The organism is Streptomyces sp. NBC_00996 (genome assembly GCF_045162675.1).
In the GTDB taxonomy this organism is placed as follows: Bacteria; Actinomycetota; Actinomycetes; order Streptomycetales; family Streptomycetaceae; genus Streptomyces.
Map to the genome: position 1 here is coordinate 4,750,200 of NZ_CP108723.1, position 22,925 is coordinate 4,773,124.

The 22,925-nt window shown below is 67.3% G+C and carries 19 protein-coding genes and 1 pseudogene; 8 read left to right on the forward strand and 12 right to left on the reverse strand.

Going from position 1 to position 22,925, the window contains the following annotated elements:
• Together OG390_RS22320 and OG390_RS22325 are read right to left on the reverse strand one after the other, a co-directional pair.
• Window positions 1-864, reverse strand: a complete 864-nt coding sequence (locus OG390_RS22320; protein ID WP_406170437.1) for an FkbM family methyltransferase — start codon at window positions 862-864, stop codon at window positions 1-3.
• 135 nt (window positions 865-999) lie between these two features.
• Complete coding sequence (locus OG390_RS22325) at window positions 1,000-2,109, reverse strand: glycosyltransferase family 61 protein (RefSeq protein WP_406170439.1); 1,110 nt, start codon at window positions 2,107-2,109, stop codon at window positions 1,000-1,002.
• A 211-nt stretch (window positions 2,110-2,320) separates the two neighbouring features.
• Between OG390_RS22325 and OG390_RS22330 the strand changes: the two genes are divergently transcribed.
• From OG390_RS22330 to OG390_RS22355, 6 genes are all read left to right on the forward strand, one after another.
• Window positions 2,321-3,601, forward strand: coding sequence for a nucleotide sugar dehydrogenase (locus OG390_RS22330; RefSeq protein ID WP_406170441.1), 1,281 nt, complete (start codon window positions 2,321-2,323; stop codon window positions 3,599-3,601).
• A gap of 223 nt (window positions 3,602-3,824) precedes the next feature.
• On the forward strand, window positions 3,825-4,652 hold the full coding sequence (locus OG390_RS22335; RefSeq protein WP_406177803.1) for a glycosyltransferase family 2 protein: 828 nt from the start codon (window positions 3,825-3,827) through the stop codon (window positions 4,650-4,652).
• 4 nt (window positions 4,653-4,656) lie between these two features.
• Window positions 4,657-5,973 (forward strand): O-antigen ligase family protein, encoded by a 1,317-nt coding sequence (locus OG390_RS22340; protein ID WP_406170443.1) that lies wholly within the window; start codon window positions 4,657-4,659, stop codon window positions 5,971-5,973.
• Window positions 5,916-6,929: a GDP-mannose 4,6-dehydratase gene (gene gmd, locus OG390_RS22345; RefSeq protein WP_406170445.1), complete on the forward strand. Its 1,014-nt coding sequence runs from the start codon at window positions 5,916-5,918 to the stop codon at window positions 6,927-6,929. The genes OG390_RS22340 and gmd overlap by 58 nt, the downstream gene beginning before the upstream one ends.
• Before the next feature lie 3 nt (window positions 6,930-6,932).
• Window positions 6,933-7,829, forward strand: coding sequence for an FkbM family methyltransferase (locus OG390_RS22350; RefSeq protein ID WP_406170447.1), 897 nt, complete (start codon window positions 6,933-6,935; stop codon window positions 7,827-7,829).
• Window positions 7,826-9,310 (forward strand): oligosaccharide flippase family protein, encoded by a 1,485-nt coding sequence (locus OG390_RS22355; protein WP_406170449.1) that lies wholly within the window; start codon window positions 7,826-7,828, stop codon window positions 9,308-9,310. The genes OG390_RS22350 and OG390_RS22355 overlap by 4 nt, the downstream gene beginning before the upstream one ends.
• A 168-nt stretch (window positions 9,311-9,478) precedes the next feature.
• Here OG390_RS22355 and OG390_RS22360 read toward each other — a convergent pair whose 3' ends face one another.
• From OG390_RS22360 to OG390_RS22400, 9 genes are all read right to left on the reverse strand, one after another.
• Window positions 9,479-10,672 (reverse strand): glycosyltransferase family 4 protein, encoded by a 1,194-nt coding sequence (locus OG390_RS22360; protein WP_406170451.1) that lies wholly within the window; start codon window positions 10,670-10,672, stop codon window positions 9,479-9,481.
• A 69-nt stretch (window positions 10,673-10,741) separates the two neighbouring features.
• Window positions 10,742-11,899, reverse strand: a complete 1,158-nt coding sequence (locus OG390_RS22365; protein WP_406170452.1) for a glycosyltransferase — start codon at window positions 11,897-11,899, stop codon at window positions 10,742-10,744.
• Between the two features lie 86 nt (window positions 11,900-11,985).
• Window positions 11,986-12,684: a class I SAM-dependent methyltransferase gene (locus OG390_RS22370; RefSeq protein ID WP_406170454.1), complete on the reverse strand. Its 699-nt coding sequence runs from the start codon at window positions 12,682-12,684 to the stop codon at window positions 11,986-11,988.
• A 301-nt stretch (window positions 12,685-12,985) separates the two neighbouring features.
• Window positions 12,986-14,341, reverse strand: coding sequence for a glycosyltransferase family 4 protein (locus OG390_RS22375; protein ID WP_406170456.1), 1,356 nt, complete (start codon window positions 14,339-14,341; stop codon window positions 12,986-12,988).
• 33 nt (window positions 14,342-14,374) lie between these two features.
• Window positions 14,375-14,920, reverse strand: coding sequence for an acyltransferase (locus OG390_RS22380; protein WP_406170457.1), 546 nt, complete (start codon window positions 14,918-14,920; stop codon window positions 14,375-14,377).
• Window positions 14,917-15,714 (reverse strand): glycosyltransferase family 4 protein, encoded by a 798-nt coding sequence (locus tag OG390_RS22385; protein ID WP_406170459.1) that lies wholly within the window; start codon window positions 15,712-15,714, stop codon window positions 14,917-14,919. Before OG390_RS22385 ends, OG390_RS22380 begins: the two co-directional genes overlap by 4 nt.
• Window positions 15,715-16,112: 398 nt before the next feature.
• Window positions 16,113-16,982 (reverse strand): FkbM family methyltransferase, encoded by an 870-nt coding sequence (locus tag OG390_RS22390; RefSeq protein WP_406170461.1) that lies wholly within the window; start codon window positions 16,980-16,982, stop codon window positions 16,113-16,115.
• Entirely contained in the window at window positions 16,973-17,932 is a 960-nt protein-coding gene (locus tag OG390_RS22395) for a WecB/TagA/CpsF family glycosyltransferase (protein ID WP_406170463.1), read from the reverse strand. The genes OG390_RS22390 and OG390_RS22395 overlap by 10 nt, the downstream gene beginning before the upstream one ends.
• Complete coding sequence (locus OG390_RS22400) at window positions 17,929-18,927, reverse strand: UDP-glucuronic acid decarboxylase family protein (protein WP_406170465.1); 999 nt, start codon at window positions 18,925-18,927, stop codon at window positions 17,929-17,931. Before OG390_RS22400 ends, OG390_RS22395 begins: the two co-directional genes overlap by 4 nt.
• A gap of 251 nt (window positions 18,928-19,178) precedes the next feature.
• Here OG390_RS22400 and OG390_RS22405 point away from each other — a divergent pair.
• Both OG390_RS22405 and OG390_RS22410 read left to right on the forward strand, forming a co-directional pair.
• A pseudogene (locus tag OG390_RS22405) lies at window positions 19,179-19,769 on the forward strand (sugar transferase); the annotation flags it as partial.
• 156 nt (window positions 19,770-19,925) lie between these two features.
• A complete protein-coding gene (locus OG390_RS22410; RefSeq protein WP_406170467.1) occupies window positions 19,926-20,702 on the forward strand; it encodes a transposase in 777 nt (258 codons plus the stop codon).
• 47 nt (window positions 20,703-20,749) lie between these two features.
• Here the strand turns inward: OG390_RS22410 and OG390_RS22415 are convergent, their stop codons facing one another.
• A complete protein-coding gene (locus OG390_RS22415; protein WP_406170469.1) occupies window positions 20,750-22,855 on the reverse strand; it encodes a transglycosylase domain-containing protein in 2,106 nt (701 codons plus the stop codon).
• Window positions 22,856-22,925: the final 70 nt, after the last annotated feature.

A 22,925-nucleotide genomic window follows, 5' to 3' on the forward strand; every position in this document is an offset into this window, starting at 1 on the left:
TCAGCAAGTGCTTCCGGACCGTCCTGCGGCCATTGCGTCCCGGGTGAAGAGGAAGTTCACATAGCGCGCCGGTGGAACGAGGTCCGCCGTCACGGGTGCAGGCCCCCTGCTGCCGAGATGCTGAATGTGACGGTAGCCCAGGTCGAATGCGGTCTCCCGGAGCCTGCTCAGGGCTGCCTTGTCGAGGCACTCCGCGATGATGGCGGGGTGGTGGACGCGGATGCTCTTCTCCAGTCCGCGCAGCACCTGCGGTTCGAGCCCCTCCACGTCGATCTTGATGAGGTCGACCGCACGTCCATCGAGCACCTCGTCCCCCGTTGTGACCTCCACGTCGACGATGCTTTGGGCGGGCCACCTGTCCAGCAACGAGGCTTTCGTCGCGTTGGCGGGGATCCTCAGCCGGGTGCGCCCAGGTGTGTCCGAGAGCGCCCTGTCGATGACGGTGACGCGGCTCTCGAACCGGTTGGCCCGGACGTTGCGGTTCAGCATGCTGGCTGCGACCGGGTTGGGTTCAACAGCCACCGCCTCAAGGTGTGGGTTGGCCCTGCAGGCGAGGAGGGTGTAGATGCCGGAGAAGGCGCCGATGTCGACGAACCGACGGGCGTTTTGGGCGAGTTCGTAGACGAGCGGATGCGTGGTCTCCTCCCAGTGCCGCATATTGGTCCAGATCAGGCCCCGGGCCAGGATGTCCGCGTCGCTGCTGACGTAGCGGAAGGTGCGTCCGTCGGGGGCTCGCAGGCTCCACTCTCCCGTCGGATGCAGGCGTCTCCATACTGCGCTGGGCAGCAGGCCGCGCAGAGCCGCGGCGCGAAGAGCCCGTTGGCAGCCCGGAACGCGGAGGACGAGGTCACGTGTGCTGGTCAAGATGTCTTTGGAGGGCACGGACGGCAGAATAATCAGGGCATATAGCGCATAGCCCGCCTAAGAGGTGTGTTGTTGCGCGGGTGCGGCCGAGTTCACTCCGGCGCCGCACTCCGGCACTCCACCGTTGTGCACAGCTCAGCACCCAGCGCCCGCACCCTCGTTCAGAAGCGCGTCGAGCCGATCCAGTGGTGCGACGCCCCCTCCTTCTTCCGTGGGCGACGCAACGACGTAGTCGTAGTCGATGCCGAGGTTGCGGCTCAAGCGGGCATAGCAGTCGTTGAACCACGGGGCAGGGAAAACCTCGATCACACGCTCCGCCCGCCGAGCCCACACCAGGTTGGCCAGACCGGCTCCGTGCGGAGCAATGATCGTACGGGCGCCGGCGAACAGCGCGCGCTGCTGCTCGAAGGACAGGTCTTGGGCGTGCATTACGGTGACGCCCGCCTCCCGCATCGCGCGCTCGACCTCTGCTTCGTTCGACAATGCTCGCCTGGAGTCCTTCAAGCGGCTTACGTAGATGGTGTCGACGTCGGCGGGGTCCGCGGGGAAGGCTGCGCGCAGTCGGTCGATCTCGGCACGCTGAACGAAGCCGGACATGGGCTCGATGGCGGCGAGTACGCATGAGTCGACGTGTGCGATGTCGTCCAGGCGGACGATCCTGGAGGGTCCGACCAGGTGCTCCGCGGCCGCCAGTACATAGGCGGGCACGCCCCTCGGCATCAGGAGCAGCGCCTCGGGCTCGACACTGAGGGCGAAGACCGCGGCGGGGAGTACCTCGAGCAGCCAGTGGTAATAGCCCGTCGGCGCGAAGGCGACGACGGGACGACCAGCGAGTCGCCTCACCGGAAGCAACGGTTCGTGGCGGATGTCGCCCCAGCCGAGCGACCGGATGAGGGATCCGTAGCTTTCTTCCAGGACGGGGCCGCCGGGCAACCAGATGAGGCCGCTGTGCGGGCTGACCAGCACATTGTGGAGCCGGTACGCATGGCGCTCGTCGAACGCCTTGGACCGGCGGAACCGCGGTGGGAAGCCGGCGGGGAAGTCGTACCGCTCGACCACGGCTTCGGTCCTGGTCAAGGACTCGCTCACATGCCTGGCGAACCTGGGCTGGTGCATGCGCTCGGTGAGGGAGCGCACATACTCCCGCGGCATTGCTCCCGAGACTGGTCCGAGCAGTGCCTGGTTGGCGGTTCTCGCCAGCAGAACTCGGCCGCGGGCCGTCAATTCGCGCAGCTTCGGCGTCATACCCCGGAACGCTAGGACCGGGCGGCTGCCGTCGTCCGGTTACGCGCCCACCATCGGGCGCGTATTCACCCATTGCGACGGTGCCGTTCGGCGCCAGTTACTGAATCAGAGTGATCCTCGGCGGACACATGCGGAGAGGGGAAAATCGAGGCGGCCGGGCATGCGACGTTGGGACAGTGATACTCCATTCTGAAGATTCGGGGTGGTAAGTGTGGGGCATCCCCCAATCCGGGACCAGCGCAAGCTGATCGTCGTCGGTCAGGGATATGTGGGTCTCCCGCTGGCCATGCGCGCGGTCGAAGCGGGATTCTCCGTTGTTGGCGTGGACACGGACGAGTTGAGAGTCAAGCGTCTGGCCTCCGGCGACTCATACATCGAGGGAGTCGGCAATACGCGTTTGATCAGCGCTCTGGACAGTGGCCGTTACAAGGTGACTACCGAATACGACGGGATCTCCGACTTCGACATCTGCACGATCACCGTGCCGACACCGCTGCGCGAGGGCGTGCCGGACCTGAGTTTCGTGGAATGCGCTGCCCGGAGCATCGCCTCTCGTATCACCCGCGGCGCCACTGTGATTCTAGAGTCGACCACATATCCCGGCACCACGGAGAGTCTGCTGCAGCCATTGCTGGAGGACGGCAGTGGGCTGAAGGCCGGTGTGGATTTCCATCTCGGCTACAGCCCCGAGCGTATCGACCCGGGCAATCCCGAGTGGCAGTTGGAGAACACACCCAAAGTGATCTCCGGGATCGACCCGGCGTCGCTGCACAACATCGAGCGTTTCTACGCACGCATCGTCGAGCGCACCGTGCCCGTGTCCTCCTGCCATACGGCAGAGCTGACCAAGTTGCTGGAGAACACGTTCCGCCACGTCAACATCGCCCTGGTCAATGAGATGGCGACCTTCTCCAGGGGGCTCGGGGCCGACATCTGGGAAGCCATCGAGGCCGCCGACACCAAGCCGTTCGGCTTCATGGCGTTCAGTCCGGGCCCCGGTGTCGGCGGGCACTGCTTGCCAGTGGACCCGTCCTACTTGTCATGGCAGGTCAAACGACTACTGAGGCAGAACGTCCGGTTCATCGCGCTGGCGAACGAAATCAACGATCACATGCCGGACCACATCGTCTGGCGGATCAGCCGGGGTCTGAACGAACGCGGCAAGTCGGTCAATGGCTCTCGGGTCCTGCAACTGGGCCTGGCCTACAAGAAGAACACCGGCGACATCCGCGAGTCACCGGCCATCGCGCTCGCCCGGTCACTGCAGGGCCTTGGCGCCTGGGTCGCCGCGGTGGAACCGCACACCGACTCCTATCTCCTCCCCCCGGACATCATCTGCGTGGAACTGACCGAAGCCGAAATCCGGGCGGCCGACGTGGTCGTTGTGGCAACCGACCACGACGATTTCGACTATGCGCTCGTCGAGCGGGCCGGGGCGTACGTTTTCGATACCCGCAACCGTTGCCAGGGGGACCGTGTCGAGGTCCTGTGAATTCCGTCTTCCCTCGCACAGCGTGGAGCCCGGTATGGGAAATGCGGTAGGCCGCGTCACGGGTTTGCCCCGGCGATGCGAGCAGCGATCTCCGGAAACCAAAACCGCTGGCCATTCGGATCAGTACCCGGCATGGCGGAGCGCTCATGGGAAATTTGTCCGGTATTGATGAGGTGTTCAAGTTGAGGAGTCCCACGTGTCACCAGTCCGCATCGCCGTGCTGATGACCAGTCACAATCGCCGCGCCAAAACCCTGTCCGCGCTCGCCGCGCTCGCCGGACAGCGCGAACTGCCGGAGGACACCACCGTACGCACCTACTTGGTCGACGCCGGCAGCACCGACGGCACACCCGAGGCCGTCCGCGCGGCACACCCCGAGGTGGAGGTCACCTCAGTCGGCACCGACATCTACTGGAGCCACGGCATGCGGATCGCGAGCCACGCCAGTCGGCGATCCGGCGAACCGACCTGGGACTACGAGCTCTGGCTCAACGACGATGTGACGCTGGGCGGAGACGCCCTCGCCGTACTGCTCGACACCGCGCACACGGTCGGACCCGGCAAGGTCGTAGTCGGCGCCGTACGTGCCTCGGCCGACGACCGCACCACGTACTCGGGGCGCCGCGGTCGTGCGCTCGCACTGGTCGAGCCCACCGGTCGACCCGAGCACTGCGACACGTACAACGGCAACGTGGTGCTGTTGCCCAGGACGGTGTGCGAACGGGTCGGCGACATCGACGAGGTCTTCAAGCACGGCATGGGCGACTACGATCACGGATTCCGCGTCCGCCGGGCCGGCATTCCCGCCTATGTGACGCCGTGCCACGTCGGCATCTGCGACCGCAACCCACCGCACACGGGGTCCCGAGAACCGGGCATCGGCGTGCGCGAGGCGCTGCGCCGGCTCACCTCGCAGCGTGAACTGCCGCCCCGTCAATGGTGGGTCTACTGTCTGCGGCACTGTTGGCCGTGGGCCCCGCTGCTGATGTTCTCTCCCTATGTGAAGACCGCGGCGCGAGCGTCCGTTCGTCGCTCCCCCGCGGCGCGGTGATCCCTTGCTACTCGATCCGACGACACTGCTGCTCGGCTGCGCCGCGCTCATCGCCTGCGCGGCACTCACCGCCAGCTTCGTCCGCTGGCCCGTCTGGGGAATCGGCCTGTATACCGCCGTCCAGCTCTGGCAGGCGCAGCAGAACATGCGTCAGTCACTACCGGACGCGGGTCTGGATCTGGTGCCCACCGATGTGCTGACCGTATGTCTGCTGGTCGCTGCCCTCATCATATTCAGGGGGAATCGGGGGCGCCGCGCCCCGGCTCTGCTTGTCGCCCTGTTGGTCCTGACCGCCTGTGCGCTGGTCCGCGGGTTCGGACTCTTCGGTGTCCAGACGGCGGGCAATGAAGCCCGAACCAATTTCATCCAGCTCTTCTGCGTCGCGCTCTTCATCGCCGTTCTTTCCCCCGGTCGGAACCTGGTCCGCGCGGTCACCCTCATCTGGGTGCTGGCCGCCTGTGCTCTGTCCTGCATTGCTCTGCTGTGGTGGTTGCACTTCGGTATCGGCTCCAACTCCGACCGGATCGTGGTCGACGGAGTGCTCACCGGCGCCCGCCCGGTAAATGCTGCTGAAACACTGATCATCGGCCAGGCGGCCACGATACTGCTGTGTGGTCGCGGCTCTGGGCGGGGGAGAACGCTGGCTTGGCTGCTCCTGGTGGTCGTCGTCCTGGCCCAGCACCGCACCGTCTGGCTGGCCGTGGGCACCATGATCATGGGCTGGTTGCTGTCCCGCCGCCGGCAGACTGGATCCCGTGCTGGGGCACTGGGCGTTCTGGGCTCCCTCAGCATGGTCTCCTTGCTGGCCGTCTCCTGGGGAACCACCGATGGGGTCATCTCAAGTCTCGCCGCTTCCAGTGAAGATGATCGGACGCTGGTGTGGCGGATGGAGGGCTGGCACGCTCTGCTGCCGCGGCTCGAAGAGATGCCGGACTGGGTACTGGGTCTGCCCTTCGGATCCGGGTACGACCGCGTGATCAACGGATCATTCATCGCCTTTGCACCCCACAATTATTACGTGGAGGTCTTGCTGCGCCTCGGCCTCCTCGGCGTCGCGGTACTCCTCCTGGTGTACGCCACGGCATGGCGCGCAGCAGGAGCGGACAGCGAGCACAGACTGATGCTCCGGCTGCTCATCTGCAGCCAGTTGGTCTACATGATCGCCTACTCCCTCACCGCCGAACAGGCCGTGATCCTCGGCCTGCTGGCGGTCTGCGCACGGCCGCGCAGCGCACCTCGTCCCCCCACCCTTCAGGAGTCGCCGTGTCCGACAAAACCGCGCTCGTCACCGGCATCACCGGCCAGGACGGCTCGTATCTAGCTGAACTCCTGCTCTCCAAGGGCTATCTGGTGCACGGCCTCATCCGCCGCTCCTCCACCTTCACCACCCAGCGGATCGACCACCTCTACCAGGACCCGCACGAGCCCGACGCCCAACTCCGGCTGCACTACGGAGATCTGGCCGACGGCTCCCGCATCGCTGCCCTGCTGGAAAGCATCCAGCCCGACGAGGTCTATCACCTGGCCGCCCAGTCCCACGTCCGGGTCTCCTTCGACGAACCCGAGTTCACCGGGACCACCACGGGCCTGGGCACCACCCGTCTACTCGAAGCCATCCGGATGACCGGGCTGCCGTGCCGCTTCTACCAGGCCTCCAGTTCCGAGATGTTCGGGACGACCGCGCCCCCGCAGTCGGAGTCGTCGCCTTTCCACCCGTGCTCGCCGTATGCGGCCGCCAAGGTGTATGCGTACTGGGTCACCCGCAACTACCGTGAGGCGTACGGCGTTCACGCTGTCAACGGAATCCTTTTCAACCATGAGTCCCCGCGCCGCGGCGAGACTTTCGTGACCCGCAAGATCGCCCGCGCCGCCGCCCGCATCACCCGCGGCGAGCAGGACGTCCTCCACCTCGGCAACCTGGAGGCCCGCCGGGACTGGGGCTACGCGCCCGAGTACGTCGACGCGATGTGGCGCATGCTCCAGCAGGACGAGCCCGGCGACTACGTGGTCGCCACCGGCACCAGCTACAGCGTCCGCGACTTCCTGCGCTTCTGCTTCGAGCATGCGGGCCTCGACTGGGAGAGGCACATCCGCTTCGACGAGCGTTATCTGCGCCCCTCCGAGGTCCCGGACCTGGTCGGTGACGCCTCGAAGGCCGAACGCGAACTGGGCTGGCGGGCCACCGTGCACGCTCCGGAACTGGCCCGGATCATGGTCGACGCCGAGCTGGCCGCTGTCCCGGCTCCTGCCCGCCAGCGTTCGCTGACAGGAGCCTGAACGATGACCGCTGCCGCCGTCCCGCAGCTGAGCCTTGTCAAGCCCGTGCTGCGTCGTGCCCGTGACCTGCTGATGCGATCGCGCACCGTTCAGCAGGCGGTACGGGCCGGAACGGTACGCGGCCATGTACCGCTCACCGTCTGGCGGCATCTGCGCCCCACCGGCGTCTGGGAGCTGCACGCACCCGACAGCAGTACATTCCGCTACCAGTGCAGCCCGGACGACGTACTCGCCGGGCCGGTGGTCTGGACGGATCTGCGGCTGTGGGAGGAGGCCACCCATCCGCTCTTCTACCGGCTCGCCCGTACCGCGCGCGGTTTCCTGGACGCCGGGGCCTACGCCGGCCTCTACACCCTGCTGGCCTGTCAAGCCAACCCGCAACTGCACGCCGTTGCGGTCGAGCCCAACCCGGTCGCGGCCCGGATGCTGCGCCGCAATCTCGACGTCAACGGCTTCGGACCCAGAGTGCAGGTCGTTTCCAAGGCACTCTCGGAGGCACCGGGCCGGGCACATCTGACCGTGCCCGAGCGCATCACGACGGCTACCCTGCGTGGTGGGGCCGACACCCCCGGGCGGAGCACCGTCGACGTGGAAGTGACCACGGCGGACCTCGCGGTCGGTGATCGGCCCGTCGACCTGGTGAAGATCGATGTGGAAGGTCTGGAACCGGAGGTGCTGCGCGGTATGTCGCGGATTCTCGCCGCCCACCGTCCGATCGTGATCGCCGAGTGCCTCGACCGGCCCGCCCTGGAACGGCTGCGCTCCACGGCCGCCGAGTTCGGATACCACCACGTCCACCACCTCGCTTCACACGGTCCCGTCGTCGTACCGCCCGGCTTCGTCCCTCCCCCACGCCACCAGAACTTCCTGCTGACCACCGCCCCCTTCACTCCCTCATGACCGATGCCCCGAAATCCGCAGGCCGCGTCCTCTCTGTGCTGAGCTGGAGTTTCGGCGGCGCCGCCGTGTCCGTCGCCCTCCAACTCGGCTACACCGCCTGGACCGCGCGGGTGGCGCCGCACAGCGCCTTCGGCGCCTATGCGATCGCCCTCACGGTGACGCAGTTGCCGGGGCTGATCGCCACGGCAGGCCTGGCGACCTGCGTTCTGCGTGCCGAGCAACTCAGCCGCGCCCTCTTCCGCGCTGCACTCCGGCTCTCGCTGCTGACCGGCGTGGCCTGCTGGGCGGTCGTCGAGGTCGCTGCCCCGTGGTGCGCGGCCCTGTGGGGGATGCCCGAACTGACGCTTTTCCTCCGGCTGTTGGGCTGCCAGTATTTGGTGGCGCCGACAGGTTGCGTGTTGTTGTCCGCGCTGCGCCGGGTCGGCCTGCCCGGCCACGCAACGGTCGCCGAGCTCACCGGGCAGGTGGCCGGCTGCGTGGTCGCAGCCGTCGTCCTCGCCCGTACCGGCTCCCCGGCCGCCCTCGCCCTGGCGCTTCCGGTCGCAGCGTTCGCCACCTTCGGCCTCTCCGTGAGCGGATCGAGGGCGAAGCTCGTTCTGGCGCGAGACTCGGGCGCTCCGTCCGGTTCCCTGCTGGGGCTGTCCGGGTTCCTCACCGGCTTCGCGCTGCTGCGCACCCTCGGGGCCAGCGCTCCGCTGTGGGTGGCGGGCCGACTGCTCGGTCCCGGCACGGCCGGGCTCTGGTCCCGCGCCCAGATGCTGTCCGACGTACCGGTGAACGTCCTGCTCAGGGGTCTCAATCAGGCAGCCGTACCGTTGCTCGCCGACCGCCGCAGCCAGGGACTGCCATTGATCCGGCCCGCGCAGCATCTGCTGTACGCCGCCTCTGCGAGCTTCGTCGCCTTCGGCGCCTTGACCGGCGCCGGACCCGCTGCGCTCGCCCTGCTGCTTGGCCCCGGCTGGGAAGGGGCCGTGGCGCTGGTGCCCGCATTCGCCGTGAGCGCTGCACTGCAGGTCGTATTTGCAGCCGGGTGTGCGCTGGACCTTGCCCGTGGGGACCGACGCGACCTCGTCCGCACCCAGCTGGTCCTCCTCGTCGTCACCGGAGTGGGGCTCGTCGGCGCCGTCAGCTGGCGCGAGCCACTGCCGTTCATCGTGGCCGGGATGGCCGGGCTGGCCGTCGGCCACGTCGTTCAGCTGGTCCGCTGGCATAGAACGGACACGCTCGACGCCAGCGCCGTGGGCCGCGCCCATCTGACGCACCTTGCGGCCGGGGCCTTGCTGGCCACAGCCGGCAACTGGGGCGAGGGCGCGTTGGGCGGTTTGCCTGGTGCGGTGCTCGCCATGTCTCCGGTGCTGCTGTGCGGTTTGCTGCTGCGCGGTCGGTTGCCGGCCTATCGGGCAGCAGCCGAGATCGGACTACTACGCCGGCCAGGCCGACGAGTGAAGCAACCCGAAACCGTGCCGGTGCCCCGGCCGTGAAAGAGTCTTGCAAGACGTTCGTCCCTTCCACGGTCCGGCAAAGGCCCATGGCACGGGAGTGAGCAGGAACAGTGTGCTGAATACCGGTGGCACAGTCGGCATGTCTGGAATGGCGACATGACTGACTATTTGGTCGGCCCGGGAGAGCCGGGGCTCGGCACAGGAGCGTTAAACGGTCCGGCCGGGCGGCACACGCAGGGCTGAAGCACTCTGGGCAACCTGTTCGTACTGGGCTTCGTAGGCTGGTACGACGTTGGGCCAAGCGAACAGCCGAGCCCGCGCAAGTGCCTGCTGGCTCAGTTGGGCACGAAGGTCGGCGTTCCGCGCCAGCCGCAAAACGCCCTGGGAGATGGGCTTCGGTCGACGGACGTCGACCAACTCTCCGGCGCGGCCGAGGTCGAGGAGCCACGGCACCGCTCCCGAGGAGCGGCCCGCCACTACCGGAAGTCCTCGTGCCATGGCTTCAAGCACGGTCATCCCAAAGGATTCTTCGAGGGTCGGTGCCACAAAGACATCTGCGGTGTCCATGACGGCCAGCACTTGCTCTGCCGACATAAAGCCGGCGAAGACTACTCCATCAGCCAGTCCGTGGCTGCGTGCCCAGCGCTCCGCCCGCCCTCCGGGGCCGTGTCCGCTCCCGATCAGGGTCAGTTCGACATCCCCCAGCTGATCACGGATAGCAGGAAAGGCGCGCAGGAGGGTGGCGGTGTTCTTGCCCTTCGAAAATGCGGAGTTCACCGACAGCAGGCGCCGGACAGGCTGTTGAACCCTCGGCGGCTCGTGTCTGAAGGCGGCGGTGGGCAGGCCGTTTGGCACCACGGTGGTCGTTCCTCGGCACCATCGCCGCAATCGGTCAGCAATGTAGGGGGAGACCGCCGTGAGGTGTCTCGCTTTCGCCAGACACCGGTATTGCATGGAGAGCCGCACCATCCGGTAGGCGTCCGGCTGGTGTCTCAGGATGGCAGGCGCCCAGTCGCGGACGGTGACCAACGTCGGATGCCGACCCGCCAGAGCTCCCAACGCAAACTCATACGTCCAGTGGGCGTGCACCACGTCGATATCCACCGAGTCGAGCAACGTGCGAACGACATCACGTTCCTGCCGGAAGACATCTCTGGCGCGGTGCCGAGGACGATAAGGGCCGATCAGGACATCGACGGTGCCGATGCGTCTGTGCACAGGTCTGCCGATTTCGCGACTCAGGGTCACCAAGGTCACGTCATGACCTCTCGAGACAAGCTCCGCGACCAGAGTTGCGGTGCCGGGCCCTCCCAGGCCTGCGGGTGTGGTCTGCTCCGCGGACCGGTCGAGCAGACGTGCAAGCCGCGGCAGATCAACCGGCGCAGCGATCGCTACTCGCATGGCCCTCCTTCCTGGTTATTGGGCGAAAATCGCGCCGGCGATCGTGCAGCGCGCCGGCTCGCACACCGGTTATGACATGCCATCAACACATGAACCGTGGCCATGGGCACTCGAAGAACGCGCCAGCTGGTGGTAGATCTCGGCGTAGTTGGCTACGCCGCGCTGCAGGCTGAATCGATCCCCAAATGATCGAGCTGCATCCATACGAGGCCTGCTCTTGCAGAAATCTGCGGCCCTCTCGATGGCGGCAGCGAGCTGCGCGGGACCGGTGTCGGTCAACCATGCAGCCGGACTGGCTTCTGCCACATCCCTGAGCCCGGGAACATCTGCGAGCACCAACGGCAGACCGGTCATGAGCGCTTCGACAGCAGCCAGTCCGAGTCCCTCGTATGCGGACGTCATGACGAAGACATCTGCGGCGTGCAATGCCTGCAACGGACGCCTGTGTCCCAGGAAGTGGACTTGGCGTGAGATGCCCAACTGTTCGGCGAGACGTCGCTCCTTGCCGGTTCCGTCCTCGTCTCCCACGTGGAGGTACACCAAGTCCGACAACCCGGAGATGTGGGCGACCGCCTCCAGGATCGCCTCATGGCGCTTGACCGGCGCGCAATTTCCGACGCTGACCACCACGAAGTCGTGGTCGTGGAGTTTCAGGGCTTGCCGTGCCTGGTCCTGCTGACGCTTTGTTGGCGGTGTGAACTCCTTGCCGCACCAGTTCTCAATGACCTGGGACGGGTTCCCGAAACGGCGCTTCTCATTGTCGGCCACCCCATGGCTCACACCTACGTGAACGACGCCCATGCGGCGAAGGACCTGCCGCTGTAGCTTTCGCTGTATACGCAGCATGCCGCCGAATCCGAAGACACTGTGCACCGTGCGGAGGACCCCCGCTCCAGCACTGAGAGCCGCGAGGCCGAAGTAGAAGCCCGCCCGCTCGGTGTGCACGTGAACCACGTCGTAGCCCCCATCGCGCACCCGGCGGGCGAGCCGAGGTGGTACACGGAACAGCAGTCCGTCCGGCTCGTGGACCACCGTGTAGCCGACACTTCGCAGATCGGCCGCGAAGGGGCCCGGCTCGGGGCCCACAGCCAGTACGTCCACCTCGATGCCGTGATGCTTCCACTGCCCGGCGGCAGCATGGAGCATCACCTCGGCTCCCGAGGCCCGCAGGCGGTTCAGAACGTGCAGAACACGAACATCCCTGCGCCCATATCGGCCGTGTTCCATTCGGGGCCTCCGTTGGGTTCAACCCGAAGAGCCATGTCTCGGCCGTCGGGTCAGCCAGGTGCCGCTGTTCGTGATTCGGGCGCGTATCAACGAGTGAGGTCCGGGACCGTCTGCTGCACCGACCGTTTCAAGGAAGGATTCTTGACGGCTTCGGCTTCCACAATGAGGGCGAAATCCTCACGGATCTCCATGTCTCTCAAATCCGGATCGTCGCTCCGCCCCGGTTCGAACCTGCGGACATCGGCGAAACCGGCCAGGGTCAGTTCGTCACGCAGCGCCTGGAAGTCCCACAGGTATCCAATGTGATGGCCGCACTCTTGGAAAGCGACGCGGAGCAGATCAACTGGATGATGGGCTTCATAATTCTTCATGTTCGACAATGCGACGAGGCGTCGCGTTTCGTCATCTCTCTTTGTGTAGCGTGCCACCAGGTACTCGACGTCCGGGGTTGCCAGTCGAATTCGCCCGCCGGGGACGAGTACTCGGTGCGCTTCACGGAACAGCCTTCTGTTGGGCTGCATACGCAGGTGCTCGATCACATTATCAGCATAAATGTGACTGGCAGACGAAGTCTGCACCGGCCAGCCCTTTGTCGCATCCATGTGATGACGTGCACGCCAACAAACGTCCGTGTCGATCCAGCCTGGGCGTCTGGTCCGGTAAGCGCCGATCTCGATCTTGTAAGGTGGCGCTTCCGACGCCAGTGCCCGGGAGAAGCGTAGGCGAGCAATCGGCCGCTTAGCGGCACCAACCGCGAGTTTGACGAATTCCCTTGGCAGCGACATAGCGGCAGCGTGACATGAATATTCTGTTGTGGATTGCGTGGACACTCGGGTTCGAAATTAATTCCCCCGTCTGCGCGTGCAGCAGAGGCCCCCGTACTGTTTTGCTATGATCAAAGGCTGTTTTTTGCAAACCGGAGGGCCAGGCCATCGATGTCGAGCAGCAGTGGGTGGCACGCGTCTCCGACGCCGTGCTGCCGCAGCCCAGGAAGTAGTGCGTTTATGTTTGCTCGACGCACACCACCCTGGTGGGTCCTGCGCGCGCGGGGCGACACGCCGCGGGTGTCCCGCGGGAAGTCGCCCTTCATTCGGCAGGTACTCTCGGTGCGCCGACGCGGGACTGGTGCTGGCGGAGCAGTTCGTGGTAGAGCCGTTCCGCGGCCTCCGCCTTGGCTGCCCAGGTGTGCCTGCGTGCCCAGCGCAGTGCTGCTTTCGACATCCGCACCCGCGCCTCGTCGTCGGTGAGCACGCCGTGGAGGGCTTGCGCCAGACGGTCCGGGAGGCCCGCCGGCTGTCCGAGCGGCACGGCGACGGCACCGCCGGGCGCGGAGAAGTCGCCAATGCCCTGGTGGTCCAAGTGCACCACTGGCAGGCCCCTTGACCAGGCTTCGAGAGTCTGCACACCGGAGGAGTCGCGGAGGCTGGTGAACAGCAGCACGTCAGCCTCGTCGTAGGCCCGCAGAGCCTGGTCCCACGGGACCCGGCCGCGGAATCGGACCGACTCGGCCACGCCAAGGCGTGACGCGAGATCCTCTATTGTCGCGCGCAGTGGGCCATCACCGAGGAAGACCAGACGCGCGTCCGGAAGACGCTCCTTCAGGTGAGAGAACGCGTGGAGGGCCAGCCGTGGCGCCTTGAACGGCGCGAGCCGCCCCACCCACAGCACGGTGGGCGCGCCAGACCTCCGGTACGCCGGGCCCGGGCCTGCGGTCTGCACTAGATCGTCCGGCACGCCATCGGCCAGAACCATGACAGGATTCCGGCAGCCGAGGCGCCGGGCGCGCCGGGCGGTGTCCGTGTTGGTGGTCAGGACGGCGGCGGCCTCCCGCACGGTCGCCCGGCAGGCGCGACGGCGGCTGAGGGTGCGGACCCACAGCAGTTCCCGCACCAGTTCGCGTCCGTACCCCGCCCCCAGGAACCGTCGGTGGCTGTACGGGGCCGTCTGGCCACCGCCTACAGGGCCGAACACCAGTGGCGGCCCCAACTGCCGCAGGACGCTGCCACCCACGAGGGAACCGTACGAGACGTGGTGCACGAGATCGGCCTCGGAGAACCCGTGCCGGCGTGCGTATCGCAGGGCATTGGTCTGCCAGCCGCCGTAGCTCGCGAACTCACGGGCCTGGTCCCGCAGCGGACCAGGCGCCGCAGCGATCCACCACGGGCGGGCGGGGACAGGTACGAAGTGCGACCTGACCCGTTCTCCGACCGGGCCCAGGTCATCGATACGGCGGGCGATGTTCCGGACGTTGTCTCCATCGTGGCGAGTCAGGATGTCCACCGTATGACCGCGCAGCGCGAGCGCTTCAGCCCAGGCCCAGCCCAGGCCCGGTTCCGTACCCCGGTCCGGATCGCACCGGTAGGAGACAAGGACGATCCGCAGCGGCCGCACTCCGTCCTCGTCCGCTTCGTGCTTCTCCCTCCGGTACTCAACGCCTTCCATACCCGCTCCTTCCATCCGCGGCCATGCGTGCGGTCATGCATCCGGCTGGATGACGCCTGCGGTGAGAAGCCGCTCGTGCTGGGCGATCTCGTCGGACCCGAACCGTCGGCCAATGGGTGCCGCGGGACTGCCCGCGACGATGTCGTACGGTGCCACGTCCGAGGTGACGACCGCGCCCGCGGCCACGACCGCGCCGCGCCCGATGCTGAGCCCGCTCAGCACCACCGCTCCGTACCCGATCCACACGTCTGTGCCGATACGCACGGGCCGGCTCAACCGGTCTGGGCGATCACCGACCCAATCTGCATGACGGACCGCGGTGCCGACCTGCCGCATGGCGTGGTCGGTCCGGCCGACGATCCCCACGCGGTTCGCGATGAGCACACAGTCTCCGATCGTGCCATCGACCTCGATGGTGCATCCCTTGCCGATGTAGACGTCCCGGCCCACTGTCAGTTTTCTCGGTGCCCACAGCACCGACCCCATACCGATCCGCACACCGCGGCTGAGGTGCACGTTCTGCCGCACCGCATACAGCCGGTGCACGAGCTCCCACGCGGTTCGAAGGCGCTGCCTCACCGGTCGGCACCTACACTGCCCGTCGAGAGCAGTCCCATGACTCCGTCGCAGAACCGCTCGGCCATCCCTTCGACCGTGTACTCGGCCGCGCTCTGCGTACATGCCGCACGTAGCGCCGCCAGTCGGTCGCCGTCGCGCAGCAGGGCGGCGACGGCCGCGCTGTAGGCACTCGGGCAATCCGGGACGACCAAGGCATTGTGCCCATGTGCCAGGTACTCGAACTCCGGGGCGTGCCAAGGCCAGTCGGTGGTTACGATCGGCGTGTGCAGCGCGAACGAGTCCACGGCGCACAGGCCGACTCGCCCCGGCATCAGCATGATGTCGCTGACCGCTCCCAGCACCGCGGTGCGCGCTCCCGTCACGCGGCCCAGGGGGACTACCGGACTTCCGGGGCGGTTTGCCGCAGCGTCCACCAGATCCCGATCCATGCCCTCCCCGGCGACGAGCAGCCGGAATCCGGGCAGTTCGCGGGCAATGCGCACGGCGCAGTCCAGCAGGAAGGAGATGCGTTTGGGCGCGTCCAGACCTCCGAGGAACAGCGCTGTACGGTGTGGTGTCAGGCCGTGACGCTGCCTGAGGGCCTCGGCTTGCGCGTGCTCCTCGGTTCCCGGTCGGCAAGCACGGTCGCCTGCCTGGGTGAGAGCACGGGTATCGACGGAGTTGCGTACCACAGTGATCCTGCTGCGGGGAAAGCCCCGCAGCGCCAAGTGGTCCGCACCTCCCTCGGTGTAGGCGAAGAACCAATTGCCCTGCCTCGTCAGGCCATCCTTGATGCGGGCCTCCAGGCGGTTCACCGGCCGGGTGTAGGTCCGACCGTGGCCCCAGAAGGCCACCACCGGAGCGCGTCTGCCCCCTCGCGCCGTACGCCGGCGCAGCGCAAGCGGAAACGCCTCCAGACTGTGCAACGCCTGTTCGAGCACGACCGCGTCGGCGGACTCCACGCGACGGCCGACGCGGTGCCAAGCCACGGAGGTTTCGCCCACCGTGAGCAGCCGTGCCGTGTGTACTTCGGTTGCACAGGAGCAAGCGGCCGCATCCTGCCTGGCGTCCTGGCCCGGGGGAGGCGGGCCGTGAACGACCTCGAGCGTGATCCCCCGGTCGTCCAGACACTCGTGCGCGCGCTCGAAGAAGCGGGTGCGGTAGCTCGGCAAATACGGCTGTACGACGACGACCCGCCTGCGCGTTCTGTGCGTCACGCCGCCTGCTCCGAGGTAGTAGCCGGGTGGATGGCCACGATGTTGTCCGTGGCACCGCAACGATGCTCGGGGTCCGACACCAGGCGGACTTCGCCGCCGTCCGTGACCCGGTGCATCTGGTAGCCGTAGGCGACCAGGGCGTCCCAGGCTCCCCGAACAGGCAGCCCGGCGGCGGTCGCAGCTGGCGGCGTGTACTCGAAGATGACCACGGGCCTGTCCTCGGTGAGGATGGACCTGGCCCCCTCCAGCGCCCACTGCTCGTATCCCTCGATGTCCATCTTGATGAGCGCGATCCGGCGGTCCCTCGGCACTACGTCATCGAGCCGCGCCACCTCGACGGGCTCCTTGGCGGCCGCCCCATCGGACAGCCCGGCCAAGGAGGAACGGGATCGGTCCCTGTGGATGTGCAGGGTGCCCCGGGACGTGTCCCTTCCAGCTGCGACCGGCAGGACCCGTACATTGCGCGCGTTGTTGAGCTGGATGTTCTTGGACAGCACGGCGCGGGCATGCAGCGAGGGCTCCAGTGCGGTGACGAATCCCTCGGCGGTGACGATCCGGGACATCGGGAGCGCGTACGCGCCGTAGTGGGCCCCTACGTCCACGACGTGGTCACCGGGGCTCACCCAGCGGTGGAGCTGGGCCAGTTCGGATTCGTAGGCGTTGCGCCATAGGTACGTCAGCTTCGCGTTGCCCCGCCACTCTGGCGGACACCACATCCGCATTCCGGAGTTCCCAAGCGAGACCGTGGCTCCGATGCGTACCGCGGTCCGTACCCGCCAGGCGGCCAGCCGAAGCAGCGAGATGACCGGCTGAGCCGTGAAGGCTGGATGTCCCAAGATCCACCGCGCCTTGCCGATCAGTGACATGCTTGTCCTCTCCCTGATTCTCCTGCCCGTCCGCTCTGCCCCAAACGGGTTCGCCCTTCCAGTGCAGGGGACAGGGCGGCTGGGGCTGTTTTTCCGGGCCGTGCCCGGGCCATCACTGTCTGCCGGGTCACCCTCCACACGAACCGCGCATTGCCGAACAGATACCGCCGCCACAGACGACGCGGCTCGCAGCCGAGCCGGAACAGCCATTCCAGCCCGTTGTTCTGCATCCAGGGCGGTGCCTGACGTTTGGTGCCTGCGATGAAATCGAAGGCCGCGCCCACGGCCACGGCCACCACGGGCAGTTGGGCGCACAGGTCGGCGGCCCAGCGGTCCTGTTTCGGGGTGCCGAGGCCCACCCAGACGGCGTCCGCATCGGCGGCGCGGATGTCTTCGGCCTGGCGGCGCAGTTCCTCCGTGTTCAGCGGGCCGAACAGAGGAGAGCATGCGCCGACGATCCGCGCCTCGGGGAAGCGGCGGCGCAGTTCCCGGTGCAGCCCGTCCAGCACCTGAGGTGTGGAGCCGAGGAGGTAGTGGCGCACGTCGGTGTTCTGGCTCAGGGCAAAGACGTCCAGAAGCAGGTCGGGCCCGTACACGCGTGTGCTGGGCAGTGGTGTGCCGCGGTGGAGCAGTTGGTTGGCCCAGACGACTGACTGTCCGTCGGGAAGGTTCAGGGAGGCCGATCGAAGAAGGCGGCGAAGCTCGGTGTCCCGGTCCGCCAGGGCAAGCGTGTAGGCGTTCGAGAGGTGGACGTCGCTGCCCTGCCTGGCGGTGACGGCCTGCGAAGCATCGGGCTGGGCATGGCGTGTCTCGCGGGTCCGCCGGGCCAGGTGCAGCACATGACGGGCCGCGCTCTCCCGCGTGTGCGCCGTGATGGGCACGCCCAGGCACTCGACCACGGGCGCGGTGGGCGCCGCAGAGGTCTGCTGGACACGGGTCGAGGCCGTCATGAGCGGGTTTGAGGGATCGGGGACGAGGACAGAGGGCGGTGCCGGCCTTCGGCGAAGTCCCCGGAAACCAGTTGGCGCCGGAAGTAGGTGATCGTGTCGCACAGCCCCTGTTCCACCGGAGTCACGGGCTCCCAGCCCAATAGCTCGCGGGCTACGGTGATGTCCGGGCGGCGCCGTTCCGGGTCGTCGTCGGGGCGCGGGATCAGCGTGATCTCGGAGGTGGCCCTGGTCAGCTTGCTGATCCACTGCGCCAGCTCGAGCATGGAGACCTCATGGGGGTTGCCCAGATTGACGGGACCGCCGTGGTCGCTCGCCTGCATGCGTAGCAACCCCTCGATCAAGTCGTCCACATAACACAGCGATCTGGTCTGGCTGCCGTCACCCGTGACTGTGATCGGCTCTCCGCGCAGCGCCTGGCCGATGAAGTTGGGGATGGCGCGCCCGTCGTCTGCGCGCATCCGCGGGCCGAAGGTGTTGAAAATGCGCACGATCTTGGCGTCCACACCACGGTTTCTGCGGTAGGCCATGGTCAGTGCCTCACCGAAGCGTTTTGCCTCGTCGTACACCGAGCGGGGACCGACGGGGTTGACATGCCCCCAATAGCTCTCCGGCTGGGGGTGAATCAGCGGGTCGCCGTACGACTCCGAAGTGGAGCTCAGCAGAAAGCGTGCACCCTTCGCGGCGGCCAGGTCCAGGGCGTGCCAGGTGCCGGCCGAGCCCACACGAAGTGTCTCCAGGGGCAGCCTCAGATAGTCCGCGGGCGAGGCAGGTGATGCCAGGTGGAACACGGCGTCCACCGGGCCGGGCACGTCCAGGCCCTGGCTGATGTCCCGGTGCATCAACCGGAAGTGGGGGTCGTCCGCGAGATGTGCCACGTTGTCAGGGTCGGAGGTCAGGAAGTTGTCCACGCAGACCACGTCGTAGTTCTCGTGGATCAGCCGCTCACACAAGTGGGAACCGATGAAGCCGGCCCCACCCGTCACTACCGCACGCATGCAGGTCCTCCCGGTCGCCCCACGCCAGGCTTGGCAAGGGCAAGTTGCAGTGTCACTGCCGAAGATCAGGACGGTGTCGTGTTTCTATCTATTACTCAGTTATGGGTCAACTGGGACATCATGCTGGTTGACATGCCCTCAAGTGAGGGCGTTTCACCTGTTCTGTCCAAGAGAGGGAGTTTATGTCGGTATTCGTTGGAGAGGTGGCTCGCCATCGGCCATCCCCGTTTCGGCAAGCGCATTGGACAGGCCGAGCGGTCAAACGCACCATCGATCTGGTGGGGGCCGCCGTCCTGCTCCTGCTGTTGGTGCCGATCCTCCTGGCGGCCGCCGTTGCCGTGAAGGTCGACACTCCAGGCCCGCTGCTATTCCGTCAGCGGCGAACGGGCTGGCGGGGCGAGGAGTTCCAGGTCCTCAAGTTGCGCACCATGCGAGTCGGGGCCGAGAAGATGCGGGAGACCATGGCGGCTCGCAACGAGTCGGATGGACACCTGTTCAAGATCCGTGACGACCCGCGCGTGACCGCGGTCGGACACTGGTTGCGCCGCTATTCCCTGGATGAGCTGCCGCAGTTGGTCAATGTACTGAAGGGGCAGATGTCCCTGGTCGGTCCCCGGCCGCTGCCGGTCGAGGACTCGGCGTTCACCGGGGAGGCACGCCATCGCCTGCAGGTGCGGCCGGGACTCACCGGACTCTGGCAGATCAGTGGCCGGTCCAACCTGGCCTGGGAGGACGCCCTGCGCCTGGACCTGCACTATGTCGACACCTGGTCGCTCAGACTGGACCTGGCGATCCTCTTCCGGACCCTGCCTGCCGTGCTGCGCGGTGACGGTGCCTACTGAGTGCGCGGGCCCGCCGCCTGTCGCCCCTCGCCAGCATCGCGCACGGGGTGCACGCGGCCGAGCCGACCCGCCCGGGAGTGCAGTCACCGGCGTCACCCCTGGAGTCTCGGTAAGACGGACTGTTTCTCGTCGAAGTGACGTCGCTCCACCACCCGCGTGCGCCCGTGCCGGCGCGTCGGCCTCGGATCACGGCTCGTTGGTCTCGGGCCCACGACGTACACGCATCGAGGAGTCCTGCTTTCGGCCGCGGTCGGCCAGGCCAAGATCCCCCAGCGCGGCCACCGGACCCTGCTGCGCTCCCAAAGCCCCGACGGGGTCGTGCAGGAGATCTACGGGCTGCTCATCACCCACCAATACCTGCAGTCCCAGCGCGCCCACGCCGCCCTGCACCGCCGGCACCGGGCAGCGGAAGTCAAGAAGTTCCTGATCAGGATCGACAACGAGGTGCCCGCGCAGCTCCAGATCCACCTGCTCTGCGACGAATACGGCACCCACAACACCCCCGCGATCAAGACCTGGCCGGCCAAACACCCGCGGTTCCAGATGCACTTCACCCCGACCGGCTCCTCCTGGATCAACCAGGCCGAGCGGTGGTTCGGCTTCCTGGCCGACCGGAAGATCCGCCGCGGCGCAGGCAAGAACGTCCCGGCCCTCGAGGCCGACATCCGCACGTGGGCCAAGGACTGGAGCGAGGACCACAAGCCGTTCATCTGGACCAAAACAGCCGAGGAAATCCTCGACTCCCTCGCCCGCTTCTGCCAACGGATCTCCGGCGCGGGACACCAGGGCAACTGCCTGCCCGCCCGCCGCAGACGCCGTCGTTTCCCCGGCTGGGGGCGCGAGTTGGTTGCTCGGCACTCGTCCCACGCGCAATCCGGCGCCGCCGCGCGAGCGGGTGGCCCGATCGGGGCCCGTGGGTGTCCGTCCGGGTGAGGCGGCCGATCGGCTGGCGCCGCCTGCGGTGCTCGGCGCTGTCGTGGTCAACGGCACTTGTGGTGGCGGCACTTGGGGCTTGTCGTCGGGGCGCCCGGCGTGGGGGCGGCAGTGGTGGTCGTCCTCTTGCCCGTCTTGCCGCCCCGCTTGACGGGGGCCGCGGACGGGGACGGCGTGGGAGCGCCGGGCTCGTCGGTGCCGTGGCCGAGGGAGGCCGGCGCAGGGAAGGGGACGTCGGGCAGGCCGGCGAGGGCGTCGCGCATGTACTGGGTCCAGATCGCGGTGGGGATGTCGCCGCCGAACACCTTCTGCAAGCCACCGACGCCCACCAGGGATTGCAGCTGTGGGTGCTTCGGGTCCTCTCTGAAGAGGACGACGGAGGTGGCGAGTTGCGGCGTGTAGCCGATGAACCAGGCCGACCGGAAGTCGTCGGTGGTTCCGGTCTTGCCCGCCGCGGTCCTGCCGAGAGCCTGGGCCTTGGTGCCGGTGCCCCGGGCGACGACGCCCCGGAGCACGTCGGTCACGTTGCCGGCGACCGCCGCCTGCAGGGCCCGCACGGGGGCGGGTGCGGGGAAGCCGGACAGTGCGGAGCCGTTGTGGGTCACCTTGGTCACCGAGTACGGGGGTGTCTGCATCCCCTTGGCGGCGAAGGTCGCGTAGACACCCGCCATCCGAATGGCGCTCGGTGTCGAGGTGCCGATGTAGAAGCCGGCGCTGGGGGCGGCGAGGCTGCCCGGGCGCAGGCCGAGGGCTTGTGCTGTCCTCGCCACGTTCCCGTGGCCGACGTCCTCTCCCAGTTGCACGTACGGCGTGTTGACCGACTGCTCCATCGCCTTGCGCAGGGAGATGTAGCCCCAGCGCTGGTCGGTGTCGTTGTGCTGGTGGAGGAGGCCGGTGGGGTCCTTGGGGTCGGCGACGTAATGGCCCTGCTGGTCCTTGATCTTGATGCCGTCGTCACCGTTGAACCTGCTGGCCGGGGTGATCGGCTCCGGGGACTTGCCGGGTTGCAGGACGGCTCCGTGCTGGAGCGCGGCCGCGAGGACGATGGGTTTGAAGGTCGATCCCACCGGGACGCCGGAGGTGTCGGCGTTGTCCGAGTAGTGGGCGTGGTCGAAGCCGGGGCCACCGTAGACGGCGAGGATCCTGCCGGTCCCGGGTTCCACCGAGGCGGCTCCGACCTGGACGTCCCGGTCGACCGACCGGTGGGCGGGGTCGAGGCGTTGCTTGCGCACCCTTGCGACGGCCCTGGCCAGTTCCGCCGTCTTCTTCCTGTCGAAGGTGGTGTGGATCTGGTAGCCACCCCGGCTCAGGGTGCTGTCGGTGATGGTCCGGTCGTGTGCCTCGATGTACGACCTGGCGAGTTGGACCAGGTAGCCGGTCTCGCCCGTGAACCCCGAACCGGGGGTCCATTTCCTGGGTGCGGGGAATCCGGCGGCCGCGTACCGTGCCCGCTGTTGTGGCGTCAGCTTGCCGATCTTCACCATCCGGTCGAGCACCCAGGACCAGCGTGCTTCCGCCTGCGCCTTGGCCGCGGGGTCGGAGCCCGCGTGCTGGAAGAGACTCGGCTCGTTGACCGCCGCGGCGAGGAAGGCTCCCTGGCTCACGTCGAGCCTGTCCACAGGGAGGTTGTAGTACATGCGGGCCGCGGCCTGGATGCCGTTGGCCTGACGGCCGAAGAAGCAGGTGTTCAGATACCCCTGGAGGATCTGCTCCTTGGTCATGCCGGCGCCGATCTTGGTGGAGATCAGCAGTTCCTTGAACTTGCGTGAGACCGTCTGCGACTGATCCAGGTAGGTGTTCTTGACGAACTGCTGGGTGATCGTCGATCCGGACTGGACGGAACCGCCCTCGGCCATGTCGACGACGGCGCGCAGGATGCCTTTCGGGTCGATGCCCGGGTCGGTGTAGAAGGAGGCGTTCTCCGCGGCGATGAAGTCCCACCGCACGTCGGCGGGTACCTGCGAGAGCGACACGTTCTGCCGGTTGACGCTGCCGTCGGTCGCCAGGACCGTGCCGTCCGACCAGGAGTAGACGTTGTTCTGCAGCAGCGTCGTGGGATTGGGGTCGGGAATGGTGACCGTGGCGTAGGCATAGCCGACGGCTGCTGCCGTGCCGCCGAAGAAGAGCAGGAAGAGCGCCAGCAGTTGGCGCACCGACGGCAGCCAGCGGCGCGGGCCCGTCCTGCTTCGGCGCGGGTAGTCGATCCAACGTTTCTTCTGTGGC